This is a genomic window from Arthrobacter sp. CMU6, from assembly GCF_059090205.1.
In genome coordinates, this window is sequence record NZ_JBNHFL010000009.1 from 46,022 (window position 1) to 64,108 (window position 18,087).

19 protein-coding genes are annotated in these 18,087 nt (G+C 63.3%); 8 read left to right on the forward strand and 11 right to left on the reverse strand.

Annotation, left to right across the window (positions count from 1 at the left end):
• Window positions 1–627: 627 nt before the first annotated feature.
• The 4 genes from AC5RWD_RS08175 to AC5RWD_RS08190 all read right to left on the reverse strand — a co-directional run bounded on the left by AC5RWD_RS08175 (window position 628) and on the right by AC5RWD_RS08190 (window position 3,466).
• A complete protein-coding gene (locus AC5RWD_RS08175; RefSeq protein ID WP_494019536.1) occupies window positions 628–1,437 on the reverse strand; it encodes an alpha/beta fold hydrolase in 810 nt (269 codons plus the stop codon).
• Window positions 1,438–1,439: 2 nt separating this feature from the next.
• A complete protein-coding gene (locus AC5RWD_RS08180) occupies window positions 1,440–2,339 on the reverse strand; it encodes a diacylglycerol/lipid kinase family protein (RefSeq protein WP_494019537.1) in 900 nt (299 codons plus the stop codon).
• Between the two features lie 153 nt (window positions 2,340–2,492).
• The gene (locus AC5RWD_RS08185; protein ID WP_494019538.1) at window positions 2,493–2,723 is read right to left on the reverse strand and encodes a zinc-ribbon domain-containing protein; all 231 of its coding nucleotides are present in this window, start codon (window positions 2,721–2,723) and stop codon (window positions 2,493–2,495) included.
• A 29-nt stretch (window positions 2,724–2,752) separates the two neighbouring features.
• A complete protein-coding gene (locus AC5RWD_RS08190; RefSeq protein ID WP_494019539.1) occupies window positions 2,753–3,466 on the reverse strand; it encodes a TetR/AcrR family transcriptional regulator C-terminal domain-containing protein in 714 nt (237 codons plus the stop codon).
• 171 nt (window positions 3,467–3,637) lie between these two features.
• On the opposite strand from AC5RWD_RS08190, the gene AC5RWD_RS08195 reads away from it, so the two are divergent.
• From AC5RWD_RS08195 to AC5RWD_RS08210, 4 genes are all read left to right on the forward strand, one after another.
• Window positions 3,638–3,913: a hypothetical protein gene (locus tag AC5RWD_RS08195; protein WP_494019540.1), complete on the forward strand. Its 276-nt coding sequence runs from the start codon at window positions 3,638–3,640 to the stop codon at window positions 3,911–3,913.
• Between the two features lie 221 nt (window positions 3,914–4,134).
• Entirely contained in the window at window positions 4,135–4,392 is a 258-nt protein-coding gene (locus tag AC5RWD_RS08200; protein WP_494019541.1) for a hypothetical protein, read from the forward strand.
• Window positions 4,389–4,823, forward strand: coding sequence for a hypothetical protein (locus tag AC5RWD_RS08205; protein ID WP_494019542.1), 435 nt, complete (start codon window positions 4,389–4,391; stop codon window positions 4,821–4,823). Before AC5RWD_RS08200 ends, AC5RWD_RS08205 begins: the two co-directional genes overlap by 4 nt.
• An 82-nt stretch (window positions 4,824–4,905) precedes the next feature.
• Window positions 4,906–5,064 (forward strand): hypothetical protein, encoded by a 159-nt coding sequence (locus AC5RWD_RS08210; RefSeq protein ID WP_494019543.1) that lies wholly within the window; start codon window positions 4,906–4,908, stop codon window positions 5,062–5,064.
• A gap of 619 nt (window positions 5,065–5,683) precedes the next feature.
• Here the strand turns inward: AC5RWD_RS08210 and AC5RWD_RS08215 are convergent.
• The 7 genes from AC5RWD_RS08215 to AC5RWD_RS08245 all read right to left on the reverse strand — a co-directional run bounded on the left by AC5RWD_RS08215 (window position 5,684) and on the right by AC5RWD_RS08245 (window position 13,887).
• Entirely contained in the window at window positions 5,684–6,727 is a 1,044-nt protein-coding gene (locus AC5RWD_RS08215; RefSeq protein ID WP_494019544.1) for an NAD(P)-dependent alcohol dehydrogenase, read from the reverse strand.
• Between the two features lie 9 nt (window positions 6,728–6,736).
• Window positions 6,737–8,188, reverse strand: coding sequence for an aspartate ammonia-lyase (gene aspA / locus AC5RWD_RS08220; RefSeq protein ID WP_494019545.1), 1,452 nt, complete (start codon window positions 8,186–8,188; stop codon window positions 6,737–6,739).
• A gap of 77 nt (window positions 8,189–8,265) precedes the next feature.
• Window positions 8,266–9,264: a D-2-hydroxyacid dehydrogenase gene (locus tag AC5RWD_RS08225; RefSeq protein WP_494019546.1), complete on the reverse strand. Its 999-nt coding sequence runs from the start codon at window positions 9,262–9,264 to the stop codon at window positions 8,266–8,268.
• Window positions 9,261–10,358 carry a tartrate dehydrogenase gene (locus AC5RWD_RS08230; protein ID WP_494019547.1) on the reverse strand — a complete coding sequence of 366 codons (1,098 nt, stop codon included), beginning with the start codon at window positions 10,356–10,358 and terminating at the stop codon, window positions 9,261–9,263. Before AC5RWD_RS08230 ends, AC5RWD_RS08225 begins: the two co-directional genes overlap by 4 nt.
• Window positions 10,355–11,896, reverse strand: a complete 1,542-nt coding sequence (locus AC5RWD_RS08235; RefSeq protein ID WP_494019548.1) for an aldehyde dehydrogenase family protein — start codon at window positions 11,894–11,896, stop codon at window positions 10,355–10,357. Before AC5RWD_RS08235 ends, AC5RWD_RS08230 begins: the two co-directional genes overlap by 4 nt.
• Window positions 11,897–11,908: 12 nt before the next feature.
• Entirely contained in the window at window positions 11,909–13,186 is a 1,278-nt protein-coding gene (locus AC5RWD_RS08240) for an NAD(P)/FAD-dependent oxidoreductase (protein WP_494019549.1), read from the reverse strand.
• A gap of 26 nt (window positions 13,187–13,212) precedes the next feature.
• Window positions 13,213–13,887, reverse strand: coding sequence for a haloacid dehalogenase type II (locus AC5RWD_RS08245; RefSeq protein ID WP_494019550.1), 675 nt, complete (start codon window positions 13,885–13,887; stop codon window positions 13,213–13,215).
• A gap of 408 nt (window positions 13,888–14,295) precedes the next feature.
• Here AC5RWD_RS08245 and AC5RWD_RS08250 point away from each other — a divergent pair, with 408 nt between their 5' ends.
• The 4 genes from AC5RWD_RS08250 to solA are packed head-to-tail and all read left to right on the forward strand — an operon-like array spanning window position 14,296 to window position 18,063.
• Window positions 14,296–15,219 carry a transporter substrate-binding domain-containing protein gene (locus tag AC5RWD_RS08250; protein ID WP_494019551.1) on the forward strand — a complete coding sequence of 308 codons (924 nt, stop codon included), beginning with the start codon at window positions 14,296–14,298 and terminating at the stop codon, window positions 15,217–15,219.
• 49 nt (window positions 15,220–15,268) lie between these two features.
• On the forward strand, window positions 15,269–16,165 hold the full coding sequence (locus tag AC5RWD_RS08255; protein WP_494019552.1) for an amino acid ABC transporter permease: 897 nt from the start codon (window positions 15,269–15,271) through the stop codon (window positions 16,163–16,165).
• Window positions 16,162–16,929 carry an amino acid ABC transporter ATP-binding protein gene (locus tag AC5RWD_RS08260; RefSeq protein ID WP_494019553.1) on the forward strand — a complete coding sequence of 256 codons (768 nt, stop codon included), beginning with the start codon at window positions 16,162–16,164 and terminating at the stop codon, window positions 16,927–16,929. Before AC5RWD_RS08255 ends, AC5RWD_RS08260 begins: the two co-directional genes overlap by 4 nt.
• Window positions 16,930–18,063, forward strand: coding sequence for an N-methyl-L-tryptophan oxidase (gene solA / locus AC5RWD_RS08265; RefSeq protein WP_494019554.1), 1,134 nt, complete (start codon window positions 16,930–16,932; stop codon window positions 18,061–18,063).
• Window positions 18,064–18,087: the final 24 nt, after the last annotated feature.

Genomic DNA, 18,087 nt, shown 5'->3' on the forward strand with positions numbered 1-18,087 from the left:
CATGGCTGGACGGGCGGTGAGTCTGGAGCGGTTGGGAAGGGCTCGACCTGCACGGGTTGGGCTTGCGCCGCTGTATCTTTTTGACGTTCCGCCGCCGGCCCGGCTCCACGCAGTACCCGCCATAGAGAGAACCCGGCTGACAGGGCAGCGAGCCCGGCGCCCGCGACCAACCAAGGCTTTCCGAGCAGCTTGCTGTGCCGCGGTTCTTCAGCCACCGGCAGTTCTGCCTCGGGAATGAAGCGTGCGATGCGCTCATGGAGTCGGGGGGTCACTGTTTCCACTCCCCCGGCGAGTTCGTCTGCGAGGGCTCTCAAGGAGGCCTGAAGACGGGGAGATGCCGCGTCTATACCTGCGTCAATTCGCTCCAGGGCTCGGCGCAGGGCAGCCTCGACACCGGGTGTCGCCCATTCCCTTCCCTTGGCGAGGCGGGCGATGAGGTTTTCCTGGAAATGACGGGCCTGAACCGTCCGGTCAACTTTTTCGGGCAAATGCATGGCAGCCTCCCACGGGTCAATAAGTGTGCAGATCAGCCTAGGCTCTGACCAAAGGGAAGAACAGCCTTTAATACCCTCGGGGCCGGACCCGCATGCAGGACAGGTCCCTTTGTCTAGGGATGCCGGACTGCGGTCAGTCCCGGGTGAAGGCCAGGATTCCGGCGGCCGTTTTCGCGGCGGCCCCGTGCTGGACGATGTGGGGCTGGCCGGGTATTTCCAGGAAGCGGCCGCGCGGGGCGAGGGCGGTCAGCTTGTGGCACCAGGACCGCTGAGCGACCGGATCGCGGGAGCCCCTGGCGACAAGGACGGGCTGGGTCACTTTGGCGAGCCGCGCTTCCAGGTCGTAGGACATCATGACGGGCAGCTCGGTCAGGTACCAGCGCAGTCCCGAACGCACGTAGTCGGTGAACACGATGGCATTGCCTGACGGGCTTTCCATGAGTGAGTCCAGGCCGAGCGCCAGGGACTGGCGAAGGACGTTTCGGCGGGCAGAGTCGACAACCGGGCCGATGAGCACGACGTGCGAGACGAGGTCCGGCCGCGTTATGGCGAGTTCGGTGGCGAACTGGCTGCCCATGGAATGGCCGACGACAATTACCGGCCCGGCGTCCAGGGCCTCCAGTGTGTCCGCGACGACCGCGGCATAGCCGGCGATGGAGATTTGCCGGTCCGGTGTGGCGGCGGTCCCGAAGCCGGGCAGGTCGATGGAGTGGGTGTCCCCGTGCCCGGCGAGCAGAACCTGGAGCCTGCGGTAGTAGCGGTGGGACATGCCGATCCCGTGCAGCAGCACGAAAACCGGGCTTGCCGAGACGGTCCGTGGACCGGCCATCGAGTAAACGTGCGCGCTCAGGGTTCCGGCCGCAATAACCCGGGCCGTGACTTCCTGCGTTTCCGCCGCGGGGCTCACGTTCGTGTCTCCGGCGCTCTGCCCGAGGGGATCCACGACTATCCCAGGATCGGCAGGGCGGCCGGGGCGCACTCGACCCTCACGCGTGTATTCGCGTTCACGGATTTCACTTCGCCGTCGAGCTGATAGGGCAACGGCTTCAGCGTCGTGAACGCGTAGCTGTCCACGCTGGGCTGGTCGCCCAAGCCCTGGGTCGTGGCGCGGAGGGCGGTCAGGAGCACCCGCCACTTAGCCTTGTGGGGAAAGGTGACCACTTCGAATTTCCCGTCCGAGAGCTTGTCATCGGCTTCGCTGAGGGTGGCATACTTGGCCATTTCAGCGATGTTGGCGAAGACGAGGCTGTCGAATTTGCGGCGCTTTCCGTCCGTCTGGCGGATTGCGAACGGTTTGAACTTCGAGAAAGTCCGCACCACAGTGAACATTTCCTTGAAGGCGCCTTTGCTGCCCTTTTCCAGGTCGATCGCCACCACGGGGGTGAGACCGAACCCGATGTAGGAGTGCGCGTACTCGGCCGGCACTTCACTTCCTTGGCCCGTGTGGATCCGCAACAGATCAATGTGCCGCACGTGGCCTAACGCGATGGCTTCGTCCACTGGCTTGGTGGCTGTGGTGCGGCGGTGGTCGTTGGCGTTGCCCGCCGCCATGACTGCACATACCGCCGTAGGATTGTTGGCCTGCATCACACCGTTGACGACTTCGTTGTATCCACCGTCTCCGCTGACCGAAACAATCAGCACATGTTCAGCCGCGGCGGCCGCGTCACGCGCCAGCTCCACGGCATGTCCGGCATGCTCTGTTGGCTGGAGCGTGATGGCCGGTGAGTAGGTGAGAAGGCCGGTCAGCTTGTCCCGGAGTTCTTCGGCCAATTTCGCGGCGTCCCCCGTGCTGTTGGGATTAAAAATGATGACGATTGACTCGAAAGTTCGTGCTGAATTCATGGTGTTCTCGGTTTCTTAGGTGGGACGTCCAGCTGCTGTCTGCTGGTGAGGCTACTTCTTCCGCCGCCTGTCCGGGCGCTCGGTGGTGCTGGGGGAACAGGTGGGGCGGGCGGGGAACGTGGTGCCGGACTGGAGCCGGTCACGGGGTTTGGCTTACCGGGCCAGTGCGTTTTTTTGCCGGGAGTTGATGGTTGACATCTGTCCGCAGTTCGAGCAGGTGATGCGGTAGGACCTGGACGTGGTGAAGACGGGTATGAAGAACAGTGTGAATTTGGTGGCACGTTCTTCGAGGTGATGATGTACGAATTGCCCGCAATACTGGCAGCTTGCCGTCCGTCCGGTTAGCGGGCGCAGGACGGTCTTGAGTCCAAATAGTAGAAGCATGGGGTGATGCCTTTCAGCAGGGGGTGCGGTCAGGGTAAGGAGGGGTTGTTGTCCGGGGCCAGGCTGGCTGAGAGGCCGGAGAGCAGGATGTCCAGGCCCTGGTCCAGCTCGGCCGCCCCGTCGTACTCGGCCAGAACCGGGGCCAGCGCGCGGAGCCGGGGAAACTCCCGCGCGGGAAGACGGTGCAGCCCAAGACGGAGCAGCGCCTCGTTCTCTTCCGGATCGACGATGAACTCCTGCAGCTCATTGAGGATATGCCCGTACAGGAACCCGTAATAGGCCCGGTACACATGGAGCGCATCGCCGGGTCCGAATCCGGCGTCAATCAGCAAGGACAGGATCTGCTCCAGCGGACGCAGCGTCCCGAGCGGACGCAAGCCCAACGGCGTGGAGAGCGGGCGCGTCACCAGCAGCGGCACGACATTGGGGTGCCGGAGCGCCAGGAGCCGCAAGTCATGTGCTATCCGCCGCAACTGCCCCTGCCAGTCCCGATCCTCGCCGATGATCGCCAGTTCGTCCAGGACAAGCTCGGTCACCCCGTCCAGCAGCGCGGCCCGGTTAGCAGCATACCGGTACAGGCTCATTGGATCCCGGCCGAGTTCCTGCCCAAGCCGTCGCATTGTCAGAGCGTCCAGCCCCTCGGCGTCCACCAGCTTCAGCGCAGCGGTGAGCACCACGTCCCGGCTCAGGCGCTTCTTCTTGCCAGATGTCGTGGCTGCCAACGGATTCGTGGCGGTGAACATGGGCGCTCCTCCTTGGGGGCGGTCAAGCGGGCGCCCGGAAGGTCAGCCTGCTTGCTTATTCTGTAGTCTACGCGTAAAGTCTACATCGTAGAGGATTTGTTATCACCGGTTTCAGCAGAGGGACCCTGGTTGCATGGCCGTTCCGGCCGCTCACACCACCCAGGAGAACCGATGTCATCACACACGCAGTCCACCCATGCTGAACCCACCACGCGGAACGCCAACGACATTAAGATTTCCGCCAGGACCCTTGAATTCGCCGTCTACGTGGCGGCGGTCCTTGCCACAATCATCACGTCGGCTGTCGTTGGCGATAACGCCAGTGAAAACGGCGTTGATGTCTTCAACGCCAGCGACGCCATGCAGTACATCGTCTGGCTCACCGTCGGCCTGATGATCGCCCGCGGACTGGCCAAGGCTGGCAACCGCAGTCACACCCACTCCTAAACGAGAGACCGGGCGGCGCTGAGCTGCCCGGCCCTGGAGGATTCTGGCGCAGCCGCCGCACGGCGGCAGCGCCAGAATCTTCGGCTCTACCCCGCCCGGCCGAGATCCGCGACAACTGCGGCACACCGGGCCCCGCTTCGACGCTCCCGTGCCGGGCTTCGAAGCGTAAGCCGCTGCAGCCTCACGGCGGCACCAAGGCACCCAGCGGAAAAGAGCCTCCCATGGCACATTCGCAATTCGCCCAGTTCCTCCAGGAAGCCACCACCGCCGACGACCAATCGGACGCCACACTTGGTCGCGACTGCCTCTACGGGCTCTATACCAGCTGGTGCTTCCTCCACCAGCAGACCCCCAGGCCCGAAAGCACCTTCTGGGCGGCCATGAAGAAAAAACACATCCACCCTGGAAAAAACGGACTGCGCATGACAGGCCCGGCCGCCGCGGACTACATCATGGCCAGCTACCCCGGGCTGGTATGACCGGAGTGGACACAGCCTCCAGCACATACCTGCCACGGGATGCCCACCAGCCCCGGGGAAACCGGCCCTGGTGCGAGGCCTGCGACACCGACCGGCACCTCCTCGTCGACTCCATCACCGTCATGGACCCCCGGCAGGAAACCCTCGCCGCCGCCGTCAACTGCACCAGATGCGGCAGCTCCTACGTCCTGTCCACCACCCCAGTGTTTGTCGCTGTGATTCTGGCCCGGTCGGCCACGGCCGACGACGTCATGCATTTGGGCACGGACTACATCCACTGTGGAGAGCCGATGAACCCGGCGGACCCAGAAACAACCGCGGCCCGCAAACCGATCACTACGGGACCTATGGCCGCAGACTTCCTCGGAGCCTACCTTCGAACCCGGGTGCTGCAGTGCCGGTGCGGCTTCCAAATGGAAATCCCCCACTAGCCCCACGCCGCCCCTCTGCGTACCCAAGGCCCAGCCAAGACTTGCTCCGGCCCCCATGCTCCCCAGGAGAAAAGGACCAACCATGACTACTGACACCACCCCCGCCACCAGCAGCTCCCCCGCCATTGGTCCTCCCGAACCGCAAAGCATTTACCAACTCGACCTCACACCCGCGGGGCTCGCCGACGCGCCAGCACACCAAGAAGACCTCGAGAGCCTCGTCTACCCCGGCAACAGCTGACCCGCCCAACCATCGGCCCGGACTTGATCGCGGCGTCCACGCGCTCCAGCTCGGGTCGGCCTTGGGGAAGTCATGCATCCCCAGTTCCATGGGACCGCCCACATTCGGGGACGGACTGGGTGTACTTGCCGTACCCGGACACCGTGCCCATCAGCCACACCTCCGCCACGTACGCCGCGCCCTGACCCGCCCTGGAAGATCATGGACAGCGGCGAGAACGACTGCCACAGGGAGGTGAGGGACTCGGCCACGTTCTCCGCCGCTTCCCGCCAGACTGAGGCGCGGACCCATGATCCCGGTCAGGAGCCGGTCAATCTCGGACGGTGAGGACGATTTCGAGGTCGTTCGTCAGATTCCCGATTCAAGCTTGAAGTTCAGCACGTCGCCGGCCTCCAAGATCGACCTGTGGTGCCCGCTCCTAGTTCCCACCTAACTCCTGACTCCCCGGGTTCGGGGTCTCCCGATGCCGGCCGTCTCCCGTTCTCTCGGATATGACTGCCCGCCAAGCTGCTGGGCGGGAGTGCCGCTAACGCGCCAGTTCGGGTTGCGGTGAAAGGAGTCCGGTGCACGACATTGACTGAGTGCTGCTGCGTCCGAGGCGGCTTGTGTCGCGGATACGTTAGAACGTTCCTGCGTCGATCACAAAACGGTACCGGACATCGCTGGCGATCACCCGGTCGAAGGCCTCGTTGATTTTGCTGGCCGGGATGACTTCGATCTCTGCTCCGAGGCCGCGAGCCGCGCAGAAGTTCAGCATTTCCTGCGTCTGCCGGATACCACCCATCTTGGACCCGGCCAGGTTCCGCCGGAAAGAAACAAGCGACCACGCCCGCTGCGTCAGCGGCTTGGAAGGAAGACCCACGAGGACCAAGGTGCCGTCCAACGCAAGCAGCGAAAGGTACTGGTCGACGTCGATGTCGGCTGAGACCGTGTTGATGATCAGATCGAAGCGACCCGCCAGGGCTTCGAAGGTGGCGTGATCAGACGTGGCAAAGTACGCTGCGGCCCCCAGGCGGAGCGCGTCCTCTTGTTTCTTGAGTGACTGGCTGAGTACCGTGACTTCAGCCCCCATGGCAATCGCGATCTTGACGCCAATGTGGCCCAGCCCGCCCATGCCGATGATCGCCACACGTTTCCCGGGCCCGGCATTCCAGTTCCGCAGCGGCGAGTACATAGTGATGCCGGCGCACAGCAGAGGGGCGGCCGCTTCAAGCGAAAGGCCGTCAGGAATCCGTAGCACGTAGTTCTCATCCACCACGATCGTGGTGCTGTAGCCGCCGGCAGTCGGCACACCGTCCCGGCCCACCGAGTTGTAGGTACTGACGGATCCCTCGAGACAGTGCTGTTCCTCGCCCGCACGGCAGTTGACGCAGTCGCGGCAGGAGTCCACAAAGCAGCCCACGCCCACACGGTCCCCAACGGCATAGCGGGTCACCTTGGCTCCGACCGCCTCAACGACACCGGCGATCTCGTGGCCAACGACCACCGGGTAGTTCACGCTCGCCCAATCGCCACGCGCCGCGTGAATATCGGAGTGGCAGATCCCGGTGAATTTGATGGCGATTTGCACCTCGAACTCGCCGGGCTCGCGGCGTTCAACTGTGCCGGGTTCCAAGGGGGCCTTGGGCGAAGTCGCGACGTAGGCTTTGGCAAGCGTGGGCATGGTGCCTCCTTAAGGGCTTGTAGGGACGGGCGCCGTGCGGGCTTGAGGGTTTGCCAGGTGCTCGGGGCGGAGGATCCCCTCGAGTTCATCGGCCGTGAGCAGCCCACGTTCCAGGACGAGGGACATGACGCTGCGACCCGTTGAGAGCGCCTGCCGGGCTACGGAGGTGGCCGCGTCGTAGCCGATGAGCGGGTTGAGGATGGTGACGACGCCGATGCTCGCTTCGACCTGGGAGCGGAGGTATTCCTTGTTGGCCGTGATCCCGTCGATGCAGTGGTCCGCCAGAGTCCTGCATGCCGCGGTGAGGGTGGTGAGGCTGGCGAACACGGAGCGGGCAATGATCGGCTCAAACGCATTTAGCTGCAGCTGCCCGGCTTCAGCGGCCACGGTGACGGTCAGGTCGTTGCCGATGACCTCGAATGCCACCTGATTCACCACTTCAGGAATGACCGGATTAACTTTCCCGGGCATGATGCTCGAGCCCGCCTGCCGCGGGGGAAGGTTGATCTCAGCGAGGCCTGCCCCGGGCCCGGAGGAAAGCAGCCGCAGGTCATTACAGATCTTCGACAGCTTCACCGCGACCCGTTTGAGCACCCCGGAGAACAGCACGAAAACGCCACAGTCCTGGGTTGCTTCGACGAGGTTGCCGGCAGTCACCAGCGGCAATCCCGTGATGCCCCGCAGGTGGGCGCAGGCTTTGGCGGCGTACCGCGGATGGGAATTAATGCCCGTACCGATCGCGGTCGCACCAAGGTTGATCTCGTGCAGGTGAACCAAGGCCTCGCGAACCCGCCGCTCGTCCTCGTCAACCATCACCGCGTACGTGCCGAACTCCTGGCCAAGGGTCATCGGCACGGCGTCCTGCAACTGCGTCCTGCCGACCTTCACCACATCATCAAACTCCAGTGCCTTGCGTGCGAATGCTTTGCGGAGATGCGCCATTGCCGTTAACAGCTCGGCGGCTCCCTGAATCGTGGCGATCTTGATCGCCGTCGGATAGACATCATTGGTTGACTGCCCCATGTTCACGTCCCCATTGGGATGGATCACGGAATATTCGCCCTTGGCGAGGCCCAGATGTTCCAACGCACGGTTCGCGATGACCTCGTTGGCGTTCATGTTTGTTGAGGTGCCGGCTCCGCCCTGGATGACATCAACCACAAACTGGTCGAGCAGACGGCCCTGTTCTATGTCCAGGCACGCCAGCACGATGGCCTCCTTTTTGGCCTCGTCAACAAGCCCCAGGTCGAAGTTGGCCAGCACGGCCGCATGCTTTACCTGGGCCAGCGCGCTGACGAGCCCAGGACAGGCAGAAATTGCTGTCCCGGAAATCGGGAAATTTTCTACGGCCCGCAAGGTATGGATACCCCAGTAGGCCCCGCCCGGGATCTCCCGGGTGCCCATGAAGTCGGTTTCCGTCCTGCTTCCTGTGGCTTCCAAAAGGGACGCTTGCTCTGTCATTTGCTCAATCCTTGTGCGATTGCTCTGTAAGGGGCCCTTTTCGGAGTCCTAACGGCATTTACGGAGCAATCGATGGTTTACTTGGCTGGCGAGGGCTCAGGAGTCGGGACGAATCCGAGGGCCTTATCGACGACGTTTTCGAGTGGCTGGCCTCTGCGGTACCGTTTCAGGTTGTCCACGAACAGCCTGCCGAGGTCGTCGAGATAGTCTTCACTCTCCCCGCTCATGTGGGGTGTGATGATGACGTTCTCTATGCTCCACAGGCTGTGCCCCTCCGGCAGCGGCTCGGGATGCACGACGTCAAGCGCGGCGCCGGCGATGGCTCCCGACGCCAGTGCTTCGGTCAGTGCGCCGGTATTGACGAGTTCCCCGCGGCCAATATTGATCAGATGCGCTGAGGGCTTCATGGCCGCCAGGACATCCGCGCTGACCAATCCCCTGGTGTCGCTTGTCAGGGGCGCGGCGAGAACCAGGTAGTCGTAGCCGCGGACTGCCCCGGCAAGGTCGGCCGAGGAGTGGATCCGGCCGAAGTCGGAATCCCCGGGCCGGCTGGCCCGGCCGGCGCCGTCGACGTCCATGCCGACGGCGCGGAAGAGCCGCGCGATCTCCCGGCCGATGGATCCGGTTCCCACGACCAGGGCGCTCTGGCCGTGGATCTTGCGGGTAACCCGGTGCTGCCAGCGCTGTTGCTGCTGCAGCCTGAATGACCCCTGCGCATCCTTGGCCATGTCCAGCACGAAACCGAGCGCGAACTCCGCGATCGCCCGGCTCAGCACGCCGCGGGAATTGGTGTAGACGATATCGCTCGCGACCAGTTCGTCAAACATCAGCTGGCTGACTCCCGCCGCCGTGACGTGGACCCACCGCAGGGACGAGGCAGCGCCCCAGTTCTCACGCAAGGCCGGCGAGAACGAGTGCCACTGATACAGCACGTCTGCCCCGTCCAAAGCGTCCGCGAGACCCTCGGCCTTGGTTAGTCGAACCTCCGCGAGCTCCTCGACCTCCGCAAGGCGGGGCGGCAAAGTCTCACGGTAGAGGGCCGCGACGACGGGACGCTCGCGCGCCGGGGCCGTCACCGCGCCGACGTCGCGGCTGTTCCGCCCGCGAAGTTGCCGGCAAGGGCATCGATGGCGGACAGCACTGCGGCCGTGAACTCCGACGTCGACGAGGTTCCGCCGACGTCCCGGGTCCCGTGGCCGTCCCGAAGGGCGGACTCGAACCCGGCCTGCAGGTGGGCGGCGGCCACGGGGTGGCCGAGGTGCTCCAGCATCATCGCCCCCGACCAGATCTGCCCCACCGGGTTCGCGAGGCCCTTCCCGGCGATATCGGGGGCCGAACCATGGACCGGCTCGAACAGGGACGGGAAGTCCCCCTCGGGGTTCAGGTTCGCGCTGGGCGCGAGGCCGATGGAACCTGTCACAGAGCTGCCCAGGTCCGAGAGAATGTCACCGAACAGGTTTGAAGCGACGATGACGTCGAAGGTCCAGGGCTTCAGGACGAGGTGCGCGGCGAGTGCATCCACCAGTTCGCTGGTGAGGGTGACATCGGGGTATTCGCGGACCGTTTCGGCAACCACCTCGTCCCAAAAGGGCATGGTGTGCACGATGCCGTTGCTCTTGGTGGCCGAGGTCAGTTGCCCGCGCCTGGATGCGGCCAGCCGGGCCGCATAGTGCGCTGCCCGCAACACGCCCAGACGCGTGAAGACGGTGGTCTGCATGGCGCTTTCCTCAGGCTGCCCGCGGTACATCCGCCCGCCCACCTCCGAGTACTCGCCTTCGTTGTTTTCCCGGACGATGAGGAGATCAATTGGGTTCTTCGCCGCGAGGGGCGAGGTGACGCCGTCGAGCGTTTTGACCGGGCGGAGGTTGATGTACTGCTGGAACTCCCGGCGGATCGGGATCAGCAGTCCCCACAGCGATTCGGCATCGGGCACCTCAGGGGACCCCACCGCGCCCAGGAAAATGGCGTGGTGTTTGGCCAGCTGGTCCAGCCCGTCAACGGCCATCATCCGGCCATGCCGGGCATAGTAGTCGGATCCCCAGTCGAAGTACGTGAACTCCAGATTCAGGGAATGAACTTCCGCGATGCGCTCAAGGCAGGCGACAGCCGCGGGGACAACTTCGTTGCCGATGCCGTCGCCGGGAATAACAGCGATCTTGTGGGTACTCATGACTTTTTCCGTTCCGGCACGCCGCCCGGCAGCTGCTGCCAGCGGGCGCCTGTTCCTCCAAGGTTGACGATGGTGCTTTTAGGCTCCGTCATCTCATGGACCGCATACCTGACGCCTTCCCGCCCCACGCCGGATTTCTTGAAGCCGCCGAAAGGCATGGAGTCTATGCGGACGTCGCTGGTCTCATTGATCACCACCGCGCCCACCTGCAGCTGTTCCGCGATGGCCAGGGCACGGTCAATGGACTGAGTGAAAACACCGGCCTGAAGGCCGTAATCGGAGCTGTTGGCGGCATGGACAGCATCTGAAATGCTGATGAAGGGCATGAGGCTGACGACCGGACCGAACACTTCCTCGCGGATCACCCGGCACCCGGCCGGCACATCGGTCAGGACCGTTGGCTCGTAGAACGCATTCCGACGCTTCCCCCCGGCCTTGATGCGGGCCCCGGCAGCCTTAGCCTCTTCGACCCATTCCTCGACCCGCCGGGCCTCCGCCTCGGAAATGAGCGGACCAACGTCGGTGCTGCGGTCAAGCTTCGGACCTGTCTTGAGCGCCCTTGTGCCGCTGGTTACCCGCTCCAGGACTTCCTCGAACAGCGAGATATGCACGTAGACGCGCTGAACGGAGAGGCAGTTCTGCCCCGCCACACCAAAGGCCCCGGCCACGATGGCATCCGCGGCCTGGACCGCATCCGCATCGGAGCAGACAATCGTTGCGTTGTTCCCACCCAGCTCCGAGAGGATCTTCTTGGACCCTGCGGTCGCCGCGATGCGTTCGGCCGTCTGCGGACCTCCGGTGAAGGAAATCAGGTCGATCTGGTCATCGCCCACCAGCGCCTCGGAAACTCCGGGCCCGGAAATGATCGTGGCGATGCGTCCCGTCGGGACGCCCGCTTCCAGCAGCAACTGGACAAAGGCCAGGCCGGTCAGCGGGGTGCGGCCGGAAGGCTTAAGGACGACGCCGTTGCCTCCTATCAGGGCCGGGCCCAGCTTATGTGCCACGAGGTTCAGCGGATCGTTGAAAGGGGTGATGGCTGCGATGATTCCCACTGGCTTCCGGGTGTACCAGCCGATCTTTCCGGCACCGGCCATGCTGTCCTCGAACCCCAGGGTCTCCCCCGTAAGTTCTCCGGAAGCGGCAGCTGAAAGCCGCAGGGTCTCAATGCAGCGGCGTACCTCACGCTCCGCCTCGGTGATGGTTTTGCTGCTCTCCGCGGCGATGATCCTGGCGAAGCGCCCCGCCTGATGGGCGAGAAGCTGCGCTGCGGTCTCCAACGCCTGTCTGCGGGAGCGAAGGGGCCAGTCTGCACCCTGAAGGTGACTGTGGATGTGTGCGACTGCCCGGCGGACGTCCTCGGGCGAAGAGGCGCAGACCCGGCCGAGCAGGATGCCGTCTTCAGGGTCACGTATTTCCAGGGTCATGTCAGCGGTTTGCCATTGGCCTTCGAAGAAGGCACCGCCGGGAAGGTTAGCGATTTCTGCCCGTCCGTACCCTGTTTCCGGGCGCGCTTCAGCCAGGGTTTTCGATGCCGTCATATGATCCCTTGCCTACTTGACCCGGTCGATGATTTTGGCCGCTGCGCCGATGAAAGGCAGGAACCACGGCGGGCCGAAGTGGCCCGGTACGGGCGGGTTTTTCAGGTCCTCCCATACGTTGGCACTCTTGTCGCCCGCCATGTAGTGGGCCATCCTCTTGCCCATGTGGGCGGCCATCTGTACCCCGTGTCCGCTGTAGCAGAGGGAGTAGAAGAGTCCGTCGTGGACACCCGCGTGGACCATCTGGTCCATGGAGAGATCCACCAGTCCGCCCCAGATGTAGTTCACCTTCGCGTTGGAAAGGTAGGGGAAAAGTTCGAGCATTGCCTTGCGCAGGATCTCGGCACTCTTCACGTCCGAGTCCGGGCTGGACAGCGCAAAGCGGGCGCGCCCGCCGAATAGCAGCCGGTTGTCCGGGGTGATCCGGAAGTAGTAGGTCAGCATCTTGCTGTCCGAGGCCTGCCGCCTGTTCGGCAGGATCCGGTTGACCACGTCCTCAGGAAGCGGCTCCGTGCAGATGATGAAGCTGCCCACCGGGATTACCCTGCGCTGCAGCCAGGGCGTTATCCCTCCGGTATAGCCGCTCGTGGCCACGAGGACCTGCTTGGCCCTGGTGATGCCGCGTGTGGTGTGCACATCGTGCACGGTGCCTGAGACCTTCTTCAGCTCGGTGACCGCTGCGTTCTCGCAGATATCCGCCCCGGTTGCCGCGGCCACCTTAGCCAGTCCATGTACGAACTTCCCGACATGCAGACCGGCACCCATAGGATCCATCATGGCGCCCTGGTAGAAGTCCGTTCCGATTTCGCTGTGGATCTCGGCCTTGGGGATGACCGTGACGTGGTGATCAACCAGGTTGGCCAGAAGCTCCTGCGACTTCAGGAAGCCGTCGTAGTGGGACTTGTGGAAGGCCAGCGAGAGCTTACCGAAGCGTTTGTAGTCGCAGTCGATGCCATTATCGTGTACCAGCTTCTCGATGGTGTCGATGGCATCGTTGTACTCCCGGAACATCTCCACGGCACGGGTGGCCCCGTAGCGCTTGACTGCCGTGCTGAAGCTAATGGCCAACCCGGTTGTTGCCATTCCCCCGTTCCGGCCGGATGCGCCCCACCCCACAGTGTGGCGTTCGAATACGGCAACACTGGCGCCTTGTTTGGCAAATTCCAGGGCTGCGGAGAGTCCGGTGAAGCCGGCGCCGATGATGGCGACATCAACGTTCTCCGGGACCGGGGTGCGCCGGTAATCTCCGGAGGGCTCGGCAGTGTCCAGCCAATAGGGAACAAGTTTCATGGTTGACCTTTCGCCTCGTCGTCGGTTTAGAGACCGAGGTGCTTGTTGATCTCGTCCAGGGATTTAACAGTGGTGAGGTCGTAGCCCGGGCCGATGGGGTCATAGCCACGGTCCAGCACCCAGAGGTTCCGGAAGCCCATGTCGTGCATCGGATGCATGTCGTACCGCGTGTGCGAGGAGATGTGCAGGAAGTCCTCCGGCCTGGCGTTCAAAGTGTCCAGCAAGTACTCGAACGCCTGGTAGCGCGGTTTGTAGGCCTGGGCCTGCTCAGCGGTGTACACGGCGTGGAAGTCAGCGCCGAGCTTGGGAATGCTGATGTCCAGGAAGCTGTCGTCTGCGTTGGACAGAGCCACCAGCTTGTAGTTGTCGCCCATGAGCTTCAGCGGAGCCGGCACGTCCTCGTGGGCAACCCAGCCGCGCACAGCCTCAGCGAACGCTGCGCCGGCGCCTTCGGTCGGCCCAATGCCCCAGCGCTTGCACACCCGGTCAAAGGAATCCTGAAGGATCTGCTCGTAAGGCTTGTAGTCGCCAAGGACCTCGTCGAACCGGTACCCGCGGAACTGCTTCTTGAACGTAGGCCACTGCTCTTCAGAGATGCGGCCACCAAGCAGGCGTCGCGTGGTGGGATCAATATCGAAGTTGATCAGGGTGCCGTAGACATCAAAAGAGATGTACTTTGGCCGGGAGTTCGTAGTCGCCATGATTCGTCCGTTCACTAGAAATTCTATGCGAGGGCCGGGCGGCTGGCCATCCGGTGTCCGTTGGCCGAGCTGCCGGTTTCTTCCAGGCTGGAACACTCTTCAGCCTGCTGCTCTCGACTGTAGGGGCCGAAATTGTAAATTGTCAACAGTTTCTATTGAGATTGCTTCTCAACAGGACAGGGGCGAAATCAGCAGCTTTTATTTATCGTCAATTGTTGACAATCTGCGATCAAGCGAGTTCCATTGCTGGTGGATGCGGAACGAGATCCGGATCACAAACCGCATGAAGCAACAAGCATTGCCACCTTCGCCTCTTCCAGCAGCATGGCAAGACGAGCGAAGGTCCTGGAAAGACTGCACCCGTTTCAGCAGACCAAGTTCAGCTGAAACCATTCGAAGGGAAGCACCATGAAGACCATCAGCAAAATCCAGACGGCGGCCGCGGGCCTTGCCATCCTGTTGTCAGTGAGCGCCTGTGGCGGCACTGCTGCCAGCGATACTGCGCCGGACAGCTCCAAGACCTCGAACACCTCGGACATCTCCGAGGGCATCAAGCCTGACGAGGCCGCGGTCAAGCTTTTGCCGCAGTCCTACAAGGACAAGGGCGAGCTCACGGTCGCGATGGACCTGCACTACCCGCCGACGACGTTCCTCGCGGACGATAACCAGACCCCGATCGGCCTGAACCCGGACATCGCCCGGCTCCTTGCGAAGAAGCTTGACCTGAAGCTGAAGTTCGTGGACACGAAGTTCGACACGATCGTCCCGGGCCTGGACGGTGGCCGCTTCGACTTCACCGCTACGACCATGTCCAAGACCGAAGAGCGGCTCAAGGTCCTGGACATGATCGACTACTTCAAGGCCGGCAACTCCGTGGCCGCAGCCGCCGGGAACCCGCTGAACCTCACCGTTGAGACCCTGTGCGGGAAGAACATCGCCGTCACCCAGGGCTCGACGGGCCAGCTCAAGCGCCTCCCGGCCCTGAGCGAGCAGACCTGCACCTCTAAGGGACAGCCGGCGATCAACGCCGTCACGCTGCCCAACGTCCAGGAGGCCCTGACACAGCTGCACTCCAAGCGGATCGACGGCGTCCTCTACGACGCGACCTCCCTCGCGTGGGCCCAAAAGCAGCAGCCGGGCTCCTTCACCATCCTCGGCCAGGTCAACGTCGGCAATAGCGACCTGACCGCCGTCGGCCTGAAGAAGGGCTCGCCGCTGACCCCGGCCCTGCAGGCCGCCGTGCAGTCCGTCCTCAAGAGCCCGGAGTACAAGAAGTCCCTCGAGAACTGGGGCCTGGAGTCCGGAGCCATCACCGACGCCAAGCTGAACTAGCGGGAGCCCCTTCATGGTCACAGCTATTGATAAAGGAAGCAGATCAACGATGGCTAGCACTGATGCAGCCCTGAAGCCACGTCTTCGGCTTCGGACTCCGTCCGAGTACGCCGGATGGGTCCTCAGCATCCTCGTCGGCATCGGGATCCTCGTCTCCGTCCTGACCAACCCCAACTTCAAATGGGACGTGGTCGGAAAGTACTTCTTCGCCGAGTCGATCCTGCGCGGGCTGATGCTCACGATCTTCCTGACACTGGCCAGCATGGCCCTGGGTACCCTGCTGGGTCTGTTCCTGGCGGTCATGCGCTCCTCCCACGTGAAGCCGGTTTCCATCGCAGCCGGGCTTTACATCACCCTGTTCCGCGGCACCCCGGTGCTGGTCCAGCTGATCTTCTGGTTCAACATCTCCGCGCTGTACCCGAACCTGTCCATCGGCATCCCGTTCACGAACATCAGCACGGCCGTGGACACGAATGCGATCATGGGCCCGATCACCGCAGCCCTGGTCGGGCTGACCCTGAACCAGGCCGCCTACATGGCCGAGATCATCCGCGGCGGGTTCTCCGCGGTCGGCAAGGGCCAGATCGAAGCCGCAGACTCCCTGGGCATGAGCGCGGGGATGAAAATGCGCAAGGTCATCATTCCCCAGGCGATGCCCTCGATCATCCCGGCCACCGGTAACCAGTTCATCGGTATGTTCAAGGAAACCTCTTTGGTCAGCGTGCTCGGCGTTGCGGAGCTGCTCCAAAGCGCGCAGCTCATCTACGCCCGCACCTACGAGACCATCCCCCTGCTGCTGGTCGCCAGCCTCTGGTACCTGGTGATGACCCTGCTACTGAGCTTCCCGCAGTCCAAGCTCGAACAGAAATATGCCCGTTCAACCTCCAGGCTTCCCCGAAAGGCCAAAAAGGTTGCCCTGACCGCACCGGAAGGTATTGCCCGATGAGTACCGACGGCACCATTCACGCCCGTAAAATCCGCAAGTCCTTTGGATCCAAAACAGTCCTCAAAGACATCGACCTGGACATCGCCAGCGGAGAGATCTGCTGCATCATCGGTCCCAGTGGTTCCGGCAAGTCCACCGTCCTGCGCTGCATCAATGGCCTGGAAACCGTTGACACCGGCGTCCTGAAGGTCAACGGCGAAGACTTCGGCTACTACGAGACGGACACCGCCTACCACGCCCTGCGTCCGAAGAAGCTCGCTGAACAGCGCACCCGGGTGGGCATGGTCTTCCAGCAGTTCAACCTCTTCCCCAACATGACCGCCAAGGAAAACATCATGTCCGGCCCGGTCCTGGTCAAGGGCGCGGACAAGAAGGAGTCGGCCAAACGAGCAGAGGAACTGCTGGCCAGCGTCGGCCTGGCCGGGTTCGGGGACTACTATCCCGCCCAGCTCTCCGGCGGCCAGCAGCAGCGCGTCGCGATCGCCAGGTCCCTGGCCATGGACCCCGAGATCATGCTCTTCGACGAACCCACCTCCGCCCTGGACCCCGAAAAAGTCGGCGAAGTCCTCATGGTCATGCAGGACCTGGCCAAGAAAGGCATGACCATGGTCGTCGTCACCCATGAAATGGGCTTCGCCCGCGAAGTCGCCGACTCCCTGATCTTCATGGACGACGGCTGCGTCGTCGAACGCGGCGATGCCCGCGAAGTCCTCCGAAACCCCAAGGAAGCCCGCACCAAGTCCTTCCTGGACAAGGTGATCTAGATGACCGACGGCAAGCTCGCAGTCATCGGTCTGGGCAGCATCGGATCCATGGCCCTATGGCAGGCCTCCCGCCTGACCCAGGACGTCACCGGATTCGAAGCCGCCGCGCCTGCACACGGCCGCAGCGCCGTCGGCGGGGACACCCGGCTCTTCCGCATGATCTACCGCGGCACCCCCGACTACTACCCCATTCTGGAACGCTCCCGCAGCCTCTGGGCCGAACTCGAAGCTGAAACCGGACAGGACATCCTGACCCGCTGCGGCGGACTCTCCATCGGCACCAAAGACGGCGCCTACCTCACAGCCCTGCTCGAAACCACCAGGACCAACGGGGCCGAGCACGTCATCCTCAGCCGCGAGGAAATGGCCGAACGCTACCCGCAGCACAACCTCCGTGACGACGACGTCGCCGTCTACGACCCCAACGCCGGCGCCCTGCGCACCGACCGAGCCGTCACCGCCGCCATCACCGCCGCCCAGGCCAACGGGGCCACCATCCACACCAACACACCCATCGACAGCATCACCGAAACCCACGACGGCGTGGTCATCACCTCCGGCGAGGAGTCCTGGACCTTCGAAAACGTCATCATCTCCTCCGGCGGCTGGTCCCAACGGCTCATGCCGGACTACCTGAAGGCAGCAACCCAAACAAAACGGATCTTCCTGACCTGGTTCGTCGCCAACGACGCAGCCGAATTTACGCCGGACAAATTCCCAGTTTTCAGCCGAATTTATGACGACCGGTCCATGTATGGCGCACCCGCCGTGGACGGGGTCACCGTCAAAGCCACCTTGGACGGCCGGGGCGCAGCAACGCCCAACGCGGACGCAGTGCCAAGGGAACTCACCCCGGCAGAAATCACCGAGACCACCGAAACCGTCACCGAGTTCTTCCCCGGCCTCTACCCAACCATCGTCCGCTCCGACGCCTTCCCGGACCTTTACACCCGAGACGGGCATCCGCTGCTTGGCCGGCTGGACGAAGGCAGCAGGATCTACTGCGCCACCGGCTTCTCCGGCGCCGGTTTCAAAAACGCCACCGGCTTCGGCGAGATCGCTGCTCACGAGGCCCTGGGCAAACAAACCATCGGGGGCCTGGATTTCGTCCGGCCCCAACGTTTCAGCGACTGACTATCCCCTCCGTGAACAAAAGGT